The sequence below is a fragment of the Actinacidiphila sp. bgisy144 genome (genome assembly GCF_057708105.1).
Genome location: NZ_JBYIRM010000052.1, coordinates 12,308 through 26,223 on the forward strand (window position 1 = coordinate 12,308; position 13,916 = coordinate 26,223).

Annotated in this window: 11 protein-coding genes; 5 read left to right on the forward strand and 6 right to left on the reverse strand. The window is 76.2% G+C overall.

Annotation, left to right across the window (positions count from 1 at the left end):
- The first annotated feature begins 79 nt into the window (after window positions 1-79).
- The 3 genes from AC3EVP_RS35205 (at window position 80) to AC3EVP_RS35215 (ending at window position 2,542) form a co-directional block, all read left to right on the forward strand.
- Window positions 80-544, forward strand: coding sequence for an MmcQ/YjbR family DNA-binding protein (locus tag AC3EVP_RS35205; protein WP_435137399.1), 465 nt, complete (start codon window positions 80-82; stop codon window positions 542-544).
- Between the two features lie 262 nt (window positions 545-806).
- Entirely contained in the window at window positions 807-2,024 is a 1,218-nt protein-coding gene (locus tag AC3EVP_RS35210) for a type III PLP-dependent enzyme domain-containing protein (protein WP_435137428.1), read from the forward strand.
- On the forward strand, window positions 2,021-2,542 hold the full coding sequence (locus AC3EVP_RS35215; RefSeq protein WP_435137402.1) for a GNAT family N-acetyltransferase: 522 nt from the start codon (window positions 2,021-2,023) through the stop codon (window positions 2,540-2,542). The genes AC3EVP_RS35210 and AC3EVP_RS35215 overlap by 4 nt, the downstream gene beginning before the upstream one ends.
- Here the strand turns inward: AC3EVP_RS35215 and AC3EVP_RS35220 are convergent.
- The 6 genes from AC3EVP_RS35220 to AC3EVP_RS35245 form a co-directional block, all read right to left on the reverse strand.
- Entirely contained in the window at window positions 2,536-3,876 is a 1,341-nt protein-coding gene (locus tag AC3EVP_RS35220) for a type I glutamate--ammonia ligase (RefSeq protein WP_435137405.1), read from the reverse strand. The genes AC3EVP_RS35215 and AC3EVP_RS35220 overlap by 7 nt on opposite strands.
- 95 nt (window positions 3,877-3,971) lie before the next feature.
- A complete protein-coding gene (locus AC3EVP_RS35225) occupies window positions 3,972-5,006 on the reverse strand; it encodes a 3-oxoacyl-ACP synthase III family protein (protein ID WP_335980813.1) in 1,035 nt (344 codons plus the stop codon).
- Between the two features lie 145 nt (window positions 5,007-5,151).
- Window positions 5,152-5,982 carry an ABC transporter ATP-binding protein gene (locus tag AC3EVP_RS35230; protein WP_435137409.1) on the reverse strand — a complete coding sequence of 277 codons (831 nt, stop codon included), beginning with the start codon at window positions 5,980-5,982 and terminating at the stop codon, window positions 5,152-5,154.
- Window positions 5,979-7,844, reverse strand: coding sequence for a dipeptide/oligopeptide/nickel ABC transporter permease/ATP-binding protein (locus AC3EVP_RS35235; protein WP_435137412.1), 1,866 nt, complete (start codon window positions 7,842-7,844; stop codon window positions 5,979-5,981). Before AC3EVP_RS35235 ends, AC3EVP_RS35230 begins: the two co-directional genes overlap by 4 nt.
- A 2-nt stretch (window positions 7,845-7,846) precedes the next feature.
- A complete protein-coding gene (locus tag AC3EVP_RS35240) occupies window positions 7,847-8,815 on the reverse strand; it encodes an ABC transporter permease (protein WP_435137415.1) in 969 nt (322 codons plus the stop codon).
- Between the two features lie 39 nt (window positions 8,816-8,854).
- Entirely contained in the window at window positions 8,855-10,438 is a 1,584-nt protein-coding gene (locus tag AC3EVP_RS35245) for an ABC transporter substrate-binding protein (RefSeq protein WP_435137418.1), read from the reverse strand.
- A 523-nt stretch (window positions 10,439-10,961) separates the two neighbouring features.
- On the opposite strand from AC3EVP_RS35245, the gene AC3EVP_RS35250 reads away from it, so the two are divergent.
- Complete coding sequence (locus AC3EVP_RS35250) at window positions 10,962-11,300, forward strand: DUF5132 domain-containing protein (RefSeq protein WP_335980808.1); 339 nt, start codon at window positions 10,962-10,964, stop codon at window positions 11,298-11,300.
- 193 nt (window positions 11,301-11,493) lie between these two features.
- Window positions 11,494-13,839: an ABC transporter ATP-binding protein gene (locus AC3EVP_RS35255; RefSeq protein ID WP_435137422.1), complete on the forward strand. Its 2,346-nt coding sequence runs from the start codon at window positions 11,494-11,496 to the stop codon at window positions 13,837-13,839.
- The last annotated feature ends 77 nt before the right edge of the window (window positions 13,840-13,916 follow it).

A 13,916-nucleotide genomic window follows, 5' to 3' on the forward strand; every position in this document is an offset into this window, starting at 1 on the left:
GTCGGTGCCCGGCGGTAGCGTGGGCACGCCCGCGGACCGGCGGGATTCGTGAGTGCGGCACCTCCGGGAGGACGGACCGATGGCGAGCAGGGCACGCGGTGGCGGCGACGGCGGCGCCGACGAGGGCGAGCGGCGGCCGGACTCCGCGCCGTATCCGAAGGTGACACCGGAACAGGTGGCCGAACTCGCCCTCGACCTGCCGGAAACCGCCGAGGAGAACCCGTTCGGCCCGGGCGTCGACGTCTACAAGGTCGCCGGGCGGATCTTCGCCATCCTCAGCCCCGACACCGACCCGCCCTCGGTCTCCCTCAAGTGCGACCCCGCCCTCTCCCTGCACCTGCGGGACCGCTACCCGGCCGTCACCCCCGGCTACCACCTCAACAAGAAGCACTGGAACACCGTCGCGCTCGACGGCACCATCCCCCCGGACGAACTCGACGACCTCGTCGCGCACTCCTACTCCTGCGTCGTGGCCGGACTCCCCAAGGCCACCCGCGACCGCCTGCTCCTGCTGACCCCGCCCGTCGCCCCGCCCGCGCCCTGACGCGCCGCCGGCCGGTGGCGGACGCGGTGCGGCGGGGGTGCATCCGGGGGTGAACCCGGGGGTGAATCAGGGGCATATGTCATAACCGGCGGCCGGGTTGTTCGTTCTGCGGGTGGATGCCGGTGAGGTCCGGCATCGACCGTCCAGCCGCGTTGGGAGCACACCCGTGACACCTCAGGCCGCCGACACGCGTCGGATCGACGAACCGCGGCGGACGGCCGGCCGCGGCAGCAGCGGCCACCGCGCCACGGGCGGGGTGGTGCTGCCGCGGCCGTACGATCCCCGCGGCCGCCCGGGCCGCCCCGCACTGCGCGCCGCGCTCGCCGCGGCCACGGAGGACACCCTCATCTACGACCTGGACGGCATCGGCCGCCAGTACGCGTCCTTACGGGCCGAACTGCCCGGCGCCGCCGTCCGGTTCGCGATGAAGGCGTGCCCGGTGGACGAGGTGCTCGGCCACCTCGCCCGGCTCGGCTGCGGCTTCGACGCGGCCGGCCCGCGGGAGATCGCGCAGGCCCTGCGCACCGGGGTGCCGCCCGGGCTGGTCCACTACGGCAACACGATCAAGTCGGACCGCGACATCGCCGAGGCCCACCGGCTCGGCGTGCGCGACTTCGCGACCGACAGCCTGGAGGACGTCGCCGCGATCGCCGCACACGCCCCGGGCGCCCGGGTGTTCTGCCGGATCGCGACCACCGGCGCGGGCGCGCTGTGGGGTCTGAGCCACAAGTTCGGCTGCTCGCCCGAGGACGCCGTGCGGGTGCTCGGCGCCGCCCGGGCCGCCGGGCTGGTGCCCTCCGGCCTGTCGGTGCACGTCGGCTCGCAGCAGATGACGGCCGAGGCGTGGGCCGGGGCGTTCGAGACGCTGGCCGCCGTGCTGGCGGCGCTCACCCGGCGCGGCATCGTCCCGGACCGGATCAACCTCGGCGGCGGGCTGCCCGCGCTCGGTGTCCTCGACCGGCGCGGCCGGCCGCTGGAACCGCCGCTGGACGCGATGTTCACGGTGATCCGCGGGGGCATGGAGCACTTGCGCACCCTGAGCCCGGCACCGCTGGACTTCCTGCTGGAGCCCGGCCGCCACCTGGTCGCCGACCACGGGGCGATCCGCGCCCACGTCGCCCGGCTCACCTCCCGCCACCGGCTCGACGGCACCCGTCAGGACTGGCTCTACCTCAGCTGCGGGAAGTTCAACGGCCTGTACGAGATGGACCAGTTGCGGTACCGGCTGGAGTTCCCGACCCACCCCGGCGGGCCGTTCGCCGACGCCGTGGTGGCCGGGCCGACCTGCGACAGCGACGACGCGTACGCCCAGGACGGCGGCCTGGTGCGGGTCCCGCGCGCGGTCGCCTCCGGCGAGCCGGTGTGGGTCCACTCCTGCGGCGCGTACGCCGCGGCGTACACCACGCGGGGGTTCAACGGTTTCGCGCCGCTGCCCTACACCTGCGTCGGCGGTCCGGGCCCAGGCGGTGGGCGCGGGTGACCGGCACCCGGGTCCGGCTGCTCCGGGAGGCGGACTGGGCCGAGGTGGTCGCGCTGGAGGAGCGCGCCTACGCGGCGAGCGGGATGTCCGAGGGCGAGGAGATCCTGCGCTCCCGGCAGCGCGCCTCGCCGGCGACCTGCTTCGTACTGGAGCACGCGGGCGGCTTCGGCGGCTACCTGCTGGCGCTGCCCTACCCGCTCCTGCGCTGCCCGGACCTGAGCCGCGCCGAGGAGGGCCGGGCCGCACCCGGCAACCTGCACCTGCACGACCTGGTGATCGCCGAGCGGTCACGCGGCCGGGGCCTGGCCCGCCGGATGCAGCGGCAGCTGGCGCGGGCCGGGCGGGCCGGCGGCCACCGCACCCTCTCCCTGGTCGCCGTGCACGGCTCGCAGGGCCTGTGGCGGCGGCTGGGCTACCGCGCCCGCCCCGAGGCCGAACTGCCCGCGGGCTACGGCGCCGACGCGGTCTACATGGCGCAGCCGCTGGACGCGGCCGGGGAACCGGCCGCCGGTCAGTAGCGCCAGCGGGTGGCCTCGATGACGTCCTCGTCCGTGCGGGTGGCGAACAGCTCCGCCTCCGCCCGGCGTACGGCGAGCACCGCCTCGTACAGGTCGCCGCCGAGGGCGGTGCGCAGCAGCGCGGACTTCTCGTAGGCGTCGGACGCCTCGGACAGGGACGTCGGGAGGCGGTCGGCGGTGCCGAGGGCGGCCGGGTCGCCGCGGACCTCGGGCGGCAGCGGCAGCCCGGCGTCGAGCCCGGCCAGGCCCGCGGACAGCACACCGCCGAGCACCAGGTAGGGGTTGGCGGCGGCGTCGAAGCACTTGAACTCGGCGTTGGCCTGCCCGGCGGTGGAGCCGGTGATCAGGCGCAGCGCCGCCTCGCGGTTCTCCAGGCCCCAGCAGCGGTAGGCCCCGGCGAAGCGGGAGGGCACCAGGCGCAGGTAGGACGCGGCGCTGGGCGCGCCGAGGGCGAGCAGGGCCGGCAGTTCGGCCAGCACGCCGGCGAGGAAGTGCTCGCCCTCCGGGTGCAGCCCGTGGCGGCCGGGCCCGCCGTGTGCGAGGTTGCGGTCCCGCCGCCAGAGGCTGAGGTGCACATGCCCGCCGTTGCCGAGCACGCCGTCGGAGAAGACCGGCGCGTAGGACACCCGCAGGCCGTGCCGGGCGGAGACGGCCCGGATGGTGTGGCGCACCAGCATCGCGGTGTCGGCCGCCTCGACCGGCCCCTCGGCGGCCAGCGAGACCTCGAACTGCCCGGCGGCGTACTCCGGGTGGAGCTGGAGCACGTCCAGGCCCTGGCGGGTGAGGGCGGTCAGCACCTCCCGCAGGTAGTCGGAGTGCTCGACGAAGCGGGTCATGCCGTATCCGGGCCCGGGCGCCGCGGGGGTTCCGGCGGCGTCGGCCACCACCCACTCGACCTCGATCCCGGCCTTGACCGACATCCTGCGCCCCTCGACGGCCTCGGCGGCCCGGCGGGCGAAGCCGCGCTGGCAGCCGGGGTGCGGGGCGCCGGCCTGGGTGTAGCGGTCGGCCGGGGCCCACGCCCAGCCGGGCTGGGCGGCGAGCGGGGTGAGCCGGTCGAGGTCGGGGACGAGCCGCAGGTCGCCGGTCGCGCCGCTGCTCGACGGCGTGGTGGTGAAGGAGTCGTCGACCAGACAGTAGTCGAAGCAGGGCGCGGCGCCGACACCGTACTCGGCGGCGTGTTCGAGCTGGGCGAGCGGGACGGACTTGACCCGGGTGAGCCCGGCGTTGTCGACCCAGCCGAACACCACCCCGTCGATGCCCTCGGCGGCGAGTCGTGGTGCGGCGGTCCGGGCCTGGGCGGCCCGTTCGGCCCGGGAGCGCGTGGTCGTCATGCCGCCCATGCTGCTGCGGGCGGCGGCCGGCCCGCCCGGGTTCGGAGGGGAGTTCACCCGTCCGGGCAGGACCGCGGCGGCGGGCTGACGCGATGTCATGCGTGCCGCATGCAGAGGCTTCCCCACTGGAAGCCCGCGCCGATCCCGGCCAGCACATAGGTGTCGCCCGGGCGCAGCGCGCCGGCGGCGGCGGTGGTGTGCAGCGCGGTGAACAGCCCGGCCGATCCGGTGTTGCCCAGCCGGTCCACGGTGACGGGGGCGCGCTCCGGGGGAACCTCCAGCGCCGCCATGGTCTCGGTGATGATGTTCAGATTGGCCTGGTGCAGGAAGAAGTGGCGGACGGCGCCGAGCGGCAGGCCGGCGCGCTCGACGGCCCGGGTGATGCTCTCGGGCAGGCGGGTGGTCGCGGTGTTCCAGACGGCGCGGCCGTCCATGGACAGGTGGTGGCCTCCCGCGGCGACGGTGGCGCTCCCGGCGGGCCGGCGGGAGCCGCCCGCGGGGATCTCGACGGCGTAGGACAGCTGCGAGCCGAGGCTGTAGGAGAGCAGGCCCGCGCCGGGGGTGCCGGCGCGGGTGAGGACGACGGCCGCGGCGGCGTCGCCGAAGAAGACGCCGGTGGTGCGGTCGGCGGGGTCGGTGATCCGGGAGGCGCAGTCGGCCGCGATCAGGAGCACCGTGGTGATGGACGGGTTCTGGAGCAGGTGGGCGGCGATCAGCATGGCCTGGATGCCGGAGGCGCAGGCGGCGTGGGTGACGTCCAGGGCCAGGGCGCGCTCCGCACCGAGGGCGTCCTTGACGATCAGCGCGGTGGACACCAGCGGCTGGTCCCAGGTGTAGGTGGCGACGACGACCGCGTCCAGCCGGGCGGGCGAGGTGCCGGCGGCCTCCAGGGCCGGGCGGGCGGCGGCGACACACATGTCGGAGGTCGCCAGCCGCGGGTCAAGGCGGCGGCGTTCGCGGATGCCGGTGCGGCTGGTGATCCACGCGTCGCTGGTGTCCAGGGTGCGGGCGAGGTCGTGGTTGGTGACGACCGCCGGCGGCAGGTGCATCCCGGTCCCCGCGACGGCGAAGGGCACGGACAGGCCGGCGCCGGTCTGGTGGCAGGGGGTCAGGTCCGGGGCGACGGTCATACCGGCCTCCGTCCGGGTGCGGGCGGCACCTCTCGAAGGGCTCCCATGGTCCGTTCCTTTCGACAGCGGTTCGTGGCGGGTGCGGGCGGGCGGGGCGCGGCTGCGGCCCGGGGATGGGGCACGTCCGCGGGCAGGGGACGGCGGATCAGCCGCTCCCGGCCCCGGAGCGGGGGACGGCCCCCGGCGCCGGCGACGGCTGCCCGGGCGGGGGCGTCCGCAGGGACGGCACGGCGGCGAGCAGCTCCCGGGTGTAGGGGTGCCGCGGTGCGCGCAGGATCGTTCCGGTGGGGGCGCTCTCCACGATCCGGCCGTCGCGCATCACCGCCACGGCGTCCGAGACATGGCAGACCGCCGGCAGGTTGTGGCCGATGAACAGCACCGACAGGCCCAGCCGCCGCTGGAGTTCGCGGACGGTGTTCAGGACGGCCGCCTGCACCGACACGTCGAGCGCCGAGGTGATCTCGTCGGCGATCAGCAGCCCGGGCCCGGCGGCCAGCGCCCGGGCGAGGGCGACGCGCTGGCGCTGCCCGCCCGACAGCTGCCGCGGCAGGCGGCCGGCGAGGTGGTGGTCCAGACCGACCAGGCCCAGCAGTCCGGCGACGCGCTCGGCGCGGGCGTCCCGGTCGAGCCGCCCGTGGACGGTGGCGGCCTCGGCCAGCGTCTGACGCACCGTCATCCGCGGGTCGAGCGCGGTGTCCGGGTCCTGGAGGACGATCTGGACCAGCCGGCCGAGCCGGCGCCGGTCGCGCACGGTACGGGTGCGTACCTCCCGGCCGTCGACCAGCACCCGGCCGCCGTGCACGGGCAGCAGGCCGACGATCGCGCGGGCCAGGCTGGACTTGCCGCAGCCGGACTCGCCCACCAGGCCGAGGGTGGTGCCGGACGGGATCTCCAGCGAGACACCGTCGACGGCCGCGGGGCGCACGCCCGGGCCGGGGTGGCGCACGGTGAGGCCGATCACCTGAAGGGCCGTCATGAGGCGGTCACCTGCCCGGGGATCGCCGCCACCGGCACCGGATGCCAGCAGGCCACCCGGTGGCCGGCATCGACGTCCGCCAGCGGGGGCTCCTGCTCGGCGCAGCGGGCCCGGCGGCGCGGGCAGCGCGGCTCGAACGGGCAGCCGGGCGCCGGCGCCAGCGGGTCGGGCGGCGCGCCCTCGATCACCGGCAGCGGCCGGCCGCGGTCGGCGGCGAGGTCCGGCACCGAGCCGACCAGGGCCCGGGTGTACGGGTGGCGGGTGCCGTCGGCGAGGCGGCCGGCCGGCAACTCCTCCACGACGGCGCCCGCGTACATCACCAGCACCCGGTCGCAAGCCCCGCCCACCAGCGCGATGTCGTGGCTGACGAACAGCACCGCGGTCGACGTCTCCCGCCGGATGCCGGTGAGCAGCCCGATGATCTGCCGCTGCACGGTGACGTCCAGCGCGGTGGTCGGCTCGTCGGCGATGATCAGCCCCGGCCGCGTCATCAGCGCGGCGGCGATCATCACGCGCTGCCGCTGGCCGCCGGAGAGCTGGTGCGGGCGGGAACGCATCAGCGCCGGGGGCAGCGCGACCCGGCGCAGCGCCTCCGCGGCCTGCGCGGCGGCCTGCGCCCGGCTCGCGCCGCGGTGCGCCCGGACGGCCTCGGTGAGCTGGGTGCCGATCCGCAGGGCCGGGTTGAGCGCCGAGGCCGGGTTCTGGAAGACCATCGCCAGGCCCGTCGCGAGGTGCCGGTCCCGCTCCTTGGGGGCCATGGCGGCCAGGTCCGCGCCGCGCAGGCGCAGGGTGCGGCGCGACACCCGGGCGCCGTACGGGAGCAGGTCGGCGACGGCGAGCGCGGTGAGCGACTTGCCCGCGCCCGACTCGCCGACGAGCCCGACGGCCTCGCCCGGCCGCACCGTGAGGCTCACCCCCCGCACCGGCCGGATCGGGCCGTGCGGGGTGGGCAGTTCGACGCTGAGGTCCTCGACCTGGAGGACCAGCCCGTCCTGCGCGGGGCCGCTCGGGGCGGGCGGCGCCGCCGGGACGCGCGGGGCCGGGCCGCGCCGGGCGGCGCTGCCGGCCAGGACCTCGCCGAGCAGCTGGAAGGCCAGGGCCGCGTAGAGCACGGCCAGGCCCGGGGCCAGCGCGGGCAGCGGGTCGGCGTAGATCCGGTCGAGGCCCTGGCTGAGCAGGAGTCCCCAGTCGTAGCCGGGTGGTTGGACGCCCAGGCCCAGGAAGCTCAGTCCGGACAGCGCCACCAGGCTGGTGCCCGCGGCCGTGGTGGCGCTCAGCAGCAGCGGCTCGGCGATGTGCGGCAGGACGTGCCGGCACAGCAGCCGCCCGCGGCGCAGCCCGAGCACCCGGGCCGCGGCCAGGTGGTCGGTGCCCGCGACGGCGGCGGCGAGGGTCTGGGCGAGCCGGGCGAACCCGGGGGCGCCCGCGGCCGCGAGGGCCAGCACCGCCCCGGTGCTGCCCGCGCCGAGGACCACCGCGAGGAACATCGCGACGAGCAGAGCCGGGAAGGCGAGCAGCAGGGTGACCAGCCCGGCGGTCAGCCGGCGGCCGCGCCGCCCGAGCACGGCGCTGCCCGCCCCGAGGAGGACCCCCGCGCCCGCGCCGAGCAGGACCGCCGCCAGCGCGAGCAGCAGGGAGGGCCGGGCGGCGGTCAGGACGCGGGCGAGCAGGTCCCGGCCGAGGCCGTCGGTGCCGAACGGGTGGTGCGCGGAGGGCCCTTGGAGTACGGCCGAGGGGTCCACCCGGTCCGCTGCCGCGCCCCACACCGGCGGGCCGATCAGGGCGAGCACCGCGAGCGAGGCGGTCATGGCCGCGGCACTCCAGGCCAGGGGCGAGCGCCGCAGGACGGCGGGAGGGCGCATGGTCACATCTCCCGGATCGCCGAGCGGGGGTCGACGGCGGCGAGCAGCACATCGACCAGCAGGCCGGTGAGCAGCAGGGTGGAGCCGAGCACCAGCACCATCGCCTGGATCACCGGGTAGTCCTGCGCCAGCACCGACTGGGCCAGCGCGGAGCCGATGCCGGGCCAGTCGAAGACCTTCTCGACCAGCACGGTGCCGGCGATCAGCGCGGGCAGCAGGCTGCCGGCGACGGTGAGGGCGGCGGTGGCCGTGTTCGGCGCCGCGTGCCGCAGGTAGCAGCGGGCGGGGGAGAGGCGTTTGCTGCGGGCGGTGCGCAGGTAGTCCTCGTCGAGGACCCTCAGCGCCTCCACCCGGACGATGCGCAGCAGCACGGCGGTGGGGGCGAGCGAGAGTGCGAGGACGGGCAGCACGAAGGACTCCGCGCCCGCCGCCCCGGCCACCGGCAGCAGCCGCAGCCCGACGGCCAGTAGCGCGGTGAGCCCGGCGGCCAGGACGAAGTCCGGCACGCCGGCCAGGGCGGCGGTGACCGCGGTGAACGCCAGCTCGGTCCGCGGCCGGCGCCCGTCGCGGGTGCGGACGGCGGCCAGCAGCCCGCCGGGCAGCGCGACGGCGAGGGTGGCCGCGAAGGCGAGGCCGGCGATCTCCAGGGTGGCCGGCAGCCGGGTCTCCACCAGTTCCGCGACCGGTGTGCCGGTGACCAGCGAGGTGCCGAGGTTGCCGTGCAGCAGGCCGTGGACGTAAGTCCCGTACTGGGACCAGAAAGGCGCGTCGAGCCCGAGGGCGTGCCGGCGGGCGGCCACCAGGTCCGGGGCGGCGTCGACACCGAGCGAGGCGCGGACCGGATCGCCGGGGACGAGGCGGACCATCGCGAACGACGCGGTGAGCACGACCCCCAGGGACAGCAGCAGCCGCAGCGTGCGGCGGCCGAGGAACACCGCCCACGGGTGCCGCGTCAGCTGGGGTACGGACATGGCGGGTCCCCGGTCATGGGTGGCGGTCACGGGCGGCGGTCACCGGTGGAGGCGGATGCTGGTGGGGACGAGCTGGCCGCCGAACGAGGTGGCGAAGGTGGTGCGGTAGCCGTACACGCCGCTGCGGCCGTCGGCGATCGGCAGCGCGTCGGCGGCGCGGAAGAGCGCCGCCGCGGCCCGGTGCCAGGTCGCGCAGCCGCTCGTGTCGGCCTCCTTCAGGGCCTGCGCGACCAGGGCGTCGTACGCCGGATCGGCCACCCCCGCGAAGTCGAGGCCCCGCGCGGGGGCGGGGCCGGAGAAGAAGGGGACGTAGCCGACCGGCAGGGCGAGGCCCGGGGTGCTGCCGACGACCACGTCGAAGTCGGCGGTGCCGTACATCGCGTTGACCAGCGCGGGCAGGCTCTCGGTGACCTGCTCGACCCGCGCGCCCAGGGCCGTCCACTCCCGCGCCATCAGCTCGGCGACCGACGGCAGGGTGGGGCCGAGGTCGGGGCTGGTGATCAGGCGCAGCCGCAGCGGGCGGCCGCCCTTGGCCAGCGGGCCGCCGCCGGTGCGGGTCCAGCCGGCTGCCCGCAGCGCCGCGGCGGCGTCCCCCGAGGGGAGGTTGGCGTCGGCGAGGTCGGCGTGGCAGACGGCGCCCTCGGCACCGAAGTCGGTCGCGGGCCGGCCGGTGCCGCCGACGGCCACGTTGGCGAGCCCCTGGCGGTCGAGGGCGGCGACCAGGGCGCGGCGCACGGCGGGGTCGGCGAGGGCCCGGCCGGGCCGCTGGTTGAAGAAGGTCAGCCCGACCACGGTCGCCACGTCGGTGGCGGCCAGGCCGCGGCCGGTGAGCCGGGCGCGATCCGGCCCGCTCACGGCCGCGATCTCGATGCCGCCGGTCAGCAGCAGGTTCGCCGCGGTGGACGCCTGGGGCACCACCGACAGGACGAGGCGCGCGGGCAGGCCGGGGGCGTCGGTGCGCGCCCCGGCCGGCCCCCAGGTGTAGCCGTCGCGGACGGTGAACTCGTAGGGCCCGCCGGGGGTGTAGCGGGTCAGTACGTAGGGGCCGGTGCCCTCGGTGGTGCGGGCGAGCGCCCCGGGCCGGTCGAGTCCGGCGGGGCAGACGATCGGCAGCAGGCCGATGGTCCGGACGAGGAACGGGTAGGGGGCCGCGCTGGTGGCCGACACGGTGCCGGTGCGGTCGTCGGCGCGCGCGGTGAACGGTACGTTCGGCAGTACGGTCCGGGCGCCGGCGAGTTGGTGCGCCGGGTCGTCGGCGTAGGTCAGCGCCCGGGCCACCGCGGAGGCGGTCAGCGCGGTGCCGTCGGAGCAGGTGATGCCCGGGCGCAGGGTGAAGGCGGCCGTCGTGGACGTGGCGTGCCAGGAGGCGGCCAGCCCGGTCACCAGGCTGCCGTCGGGGGCGGTGTCGACGAGCGAGTCGTAGGCGTAGCGGGCCTGGGAGGCGCCGAAGGCGGAGTACGGGTCGAAGCTCGGTGTCTCGCTGGACTCCGCGATCCGGACGGTGCCGTGCTCCACCAGGGGGGTGGTCGTCGAGGAGGCGGGGCCGCGGCCGCAGCCGCCCAGCGATATGGACGCGGCGGTGAGGGCGGCCGCCAGGACGACCGCGGGGGTGCGTCGGGGCATGGCGTCATCGTGCCATCGGGGCTCGGTTGCGGCGGGGCAACCGGCGGGCGCGGCAACGGCGTTCGAATGTCCGGCAGGCCATGTGGCAGCAGGCCGGGGGGCGTTCGGGGCGGCCCGGGCGGGTGGCGGCGATTCACCTTTACGAGGGGCGGCGGGCGGTGCTGTGCCATTCCTGAGCGGGGCGCGATCGATTTCACCCTCGCCAACGGGTTCATATGGAGATCATATGAACCGTTCATCGCTTTCTTTGGCGTTTCGGTGCGCCGAGGTTCAGGTCACGCGGGAAGGGAATGAACACTCGCATGAGTGAACTCGGAGGTAGCCGTTTGGCCCAAGCGCGCACAGCTCCACTACGGTGATCACGGGATCGGACAGCGCGTTCCGGTGCCCGGGAATCCGATGTTTTCGGTGAATCCCGGATACCGAGCTGGAATGCTTCCTTCCGCCCGGCCGTGCGCCGCTTATCGGTGTTCGCCGTGCCCGGGTTCCCTGTCATACGTATACGTGGAGAGGATGGAGCATCATGCCGCCCGTCGTACCGCCCTTCCTGGTAGGTCTCATCGTCGCACCGCTCGCCAAGCGCCTGCTCAGGCCCGTGGTCAGCGGAGTCGTCCGGACGTCCGTCGGCATCGCGATGGAGGTGAAGAAGGCGGCCTACGAGGTCGGGGAGAACCTCAACGACCTCGCGGCCGAGGTGACCGCCGACGTGGTGGCCGCCCAGATCACCGGCGCCGACGCCGGGGCGCGCTCCGGCGACGCCCGGACCGTCGCCGCGCGCGCCCCCATGGACGAGGCCGTCGGCCACGCCGAAAGCGCCGCGAAGACCCCGAAGCCCCGCGCCACCGCCGGAAAGGCGCACTGACGAACCGTCAGGGCCTGCGGCCGCCGCCGGGCGCGCACCTGCCGATCGCATTCGGCGGAACGCCCCCGGGCGGCGGCCGTTCGCAAAGCCTTCGGCTGCTGAGACCCGCCGTCCAGCACTTTCCACTTCGTCGCCGTATTCCGTCGCGTGCGCGACGGTCCGCCGCGACCCCCGCAAACAGGTGATCGTAGAAATGCCATCGTTACTGGGCGCCGCAGCCGGAACCCGATCCGCGGACCGGGCCGCGCGCCCGCGCTCGGTCACCCCGGGCCGCCAGCGCTGGGACGTCGGGCCGGTGCGCGGCCGGCCCCGCACGGCCCGGATTCTCGCCGCCGCGCTGCGCCGCGTGCCCGGGATCACCGAGGCGCAGGCCAACCCGGTCACCGGCGGGGTGCTCGTCCGGCACGACCCGCGGATGCGCGCCGCGGACATCGGGCGGACCGTGCGCGAAGCCGTCGCCCTGATCGCGGAGCAGCCGATCGACGCCGGCGGACCGGCCGGCGGAGCGGCTGGAACACCGGCCGGAGACCCGGCGGGCGGCCCGGCACCGGCCGGCCCCGCCGCCGACGCGGCCCCGCCCGCGCACCGCGGCCCGGCCGCGGGCCCCGTGCTCGCCGTCGGCGCCACCGTCGCCGCCGGGATCGCGCTGGTCAGGGGATCGGCGCTGAGCCGGCACCTGGTCGCGGCGGGCGGCGTGGTCGCCGCGACCGCCGTGGTGCTGCGCAACGACTGGCGCCGGACGCTCGACGCCGCCCGGCAGGCGGCCGGGCCGGACGGCGAGCGCCACCCGCTGCTGGAGATCGTCGGACCGCACCGGCGCCGCCTCTACCGCGCCGCCGCCCTGTCGGTCGCCTGCCAGGCCGCCGAGACCGCGCTCGGCACCTTCCTCGGCTGGACCGGCCTGGTCCTCATCAAGGGCGAGGCGGCCCCGCTGGCCCGCCTCGGCCTGACCACGGCCTCCGCCCAACTCTGGGGCCTGGCCGGGCTGGTGGCCGCCGCCTGCGCCGCGGTCGCGACCCTCTCCTACGCCTCGAACCTCCAGTGGCGCCGCCTCGGCCAGGACATCGAGCACGACTGGCGCAGCCGCACCTACCGGCACGTCCAGCACCTCGAACTCAGCCACCTGGAGGGCGAGCGGACCAGCCGGGTCGCCGGCACCCTCACCAATGACGTCGGCCAGCTCGGGGCGTTCTTCTCCGGCCCCGCGAACGACGTCCTGCAACTCGGCACCAGCCTCGCCCTCCTGGTGCCCGCGTTCCTCCTGCTGGCCCCGCAGATCGCCTGGATCGCCTTCCTGCCGATCCCGGTCGTCGCCTGGCTGTCGCTGCGCCACCAGGAGAAGGCCGCCGCCGGATACGCCGTCACCGGCGAGCGCCGGGCCCGGCTCGGCAGCCAGGTGATCAACTCGCTGGAGGCCGGCGCGACCGTCAAGAGCTTCTGCACCGAGGACCACGAGGCCGCACACGTCGACGAGTTGAGCGAGGCGGCCCTGGAGAGCAGCCGGCTCAGCGACCGCGGCACGATCCGCCACGCCGAGACCGTCCGCGCCTGCACCACCGCGTCGATGGCCGGCACCCTGCTGGTCGGCGGCCGCTCGGTGCTCAACGGCACGCTGCGCTTCGAGGTGTTCAGCCCGCTCATCGGACTGCCCCAGATGCTGCTGATGCGGATGAGCCGGCTCGGCGGCATCGCCGACCAGTACCAGCGCACCCTCGCCTCCTACGACCGGGTCCAGCGGCTGCGCGCCCTGCCCGTCGAGACCGACAGCGGCGAGGCGGCGGCCGGCCCCGCCGAGGTGCGCGGCGAGATCGCCCTCGAGGCGGTCACCTTCGCCTACCCCGGCCGGCCGGCGGCCCTGGACCAGCTCTCGCTGACCGTCCCGGCCGGCCGGGTGACCGCCCTGGTCGGCGCCACCGGCTCCGGCAAGACCACGATCGCCAAACTGCTGATGCGCTTCCAGGACGCGCACTCCGGCCGGGTCCTGCTCGACGGCCAGGACATCCGCGACCTCGGACGCCACCGCCTGCGCCACGCCATCGGCTTCGTCTCCCAGGACCCCTTCCTCTTCGACGGCACCATCGCCGACAACATCCGCTACGGCAGCTTCGACGCCCCGGACGAGGCCGTGCGCAAGGCCGCCGCCATGGCCGAGGCGGACCCCTTCATCGCAGCCCTGCCGGACGGCTACGACACGCTGATCGGCGAACGCGGCGCCGCGCTCTCCGGCGGCCAGCGGCAGCGCATCGCGCTGGCCCGCACCATCCTGAAGGACTCCCCGGTCGTCATCCTCGACGAGGCCACCTCCGCCGTCGACAACGAGACCGAGGCCGCCATCCAGCGCGCGCTGCGCAGCTTCGCGGCCGGCCGCACGATGATCGTCATCGCCCACCGCCTGTCCACGGTCCGCCACGCCGACCGGATCTACGTCATGGACAAGGGCGGCGTCGTCGCCGAACAGGGCACCCACGACGAACTCCTCGCCCGGCACGGGCACTACGCATCCCTCTGGCAGATCCAGGCCGGCGAACTCGCCGCCTGACCGCGGACGCCCCGCCCCGCCGCCCGTCGCGTGACGCCACCGCGACCGGCGCGGCCCGGCACGTCCCGCGCGCCCGC

Coding starts and splice junctions, on each gene's coding strand:
- AC3EVP_RS35220 (WP_435137405.1), bottom strand. CDS start 3,876: ATGACGACCACGCGCTCCCGGGCCGAACGGGCCGCCCAGGCCCGGACC.
- AC3EVP_RS35255 (WP_435137422.1), top strand. CDS start 11,494: ATGCCATCGTTACTGGGCGCCGCAGCCGGAACCCGATCCGCGGACCGG.
- AC3EVP_RS35240 (WP_435137415.1), bottom strand. CDS start 8,815: ATGTCCGTACCCCAGCTGACGCGGCACCCGTGGGCGGTGTTCCTCGGC.
- AC3EVP_RS35230 (WP_435137409.1), bottom strand. CDS start 5,982: ATGACGGCCCTTCAGGTGATCGGCCTCACCGTGCGCCACCCCGGCCCG.
- AC3EVP_RS35250 (WP_335980808.1), top strand. CDS start 10,962: ATGCCGCCCGTCGTACCGCCCTTCCTGGTAGGTCTCATCGTCGCACCG.
- AC3EVP_RS35235 (WP_435137412.1), bottom strand. CDS start 7,844: ATGCGCCCTCCCGCCGTCCTGCGGCGCTCGCCCCTGGCCTGGAGTGCC.
- AC3EVP_RS35225 (WP_335980813.1), bottom strand. CDS start 5,006: ATGACCGTCGCCCCGGACCTGACCCCCTGCCACCAGACCGGCGCCGGC.
- AC3EVP_RS35205 (WP_435137399.1), top strand. CDS start 80: ATGGCGAGCAGGGCACGCGGTGGCGGCGACGGCGGCGCCGACGAGGGC.
- AC3EVP_RS35245 (WP_435137418.1), bottom strand. CDS start 10,438: ATGCCCCGACGCACCCCCGCGGTCGTCCTGGCGGCCGCCCTCACCGCC.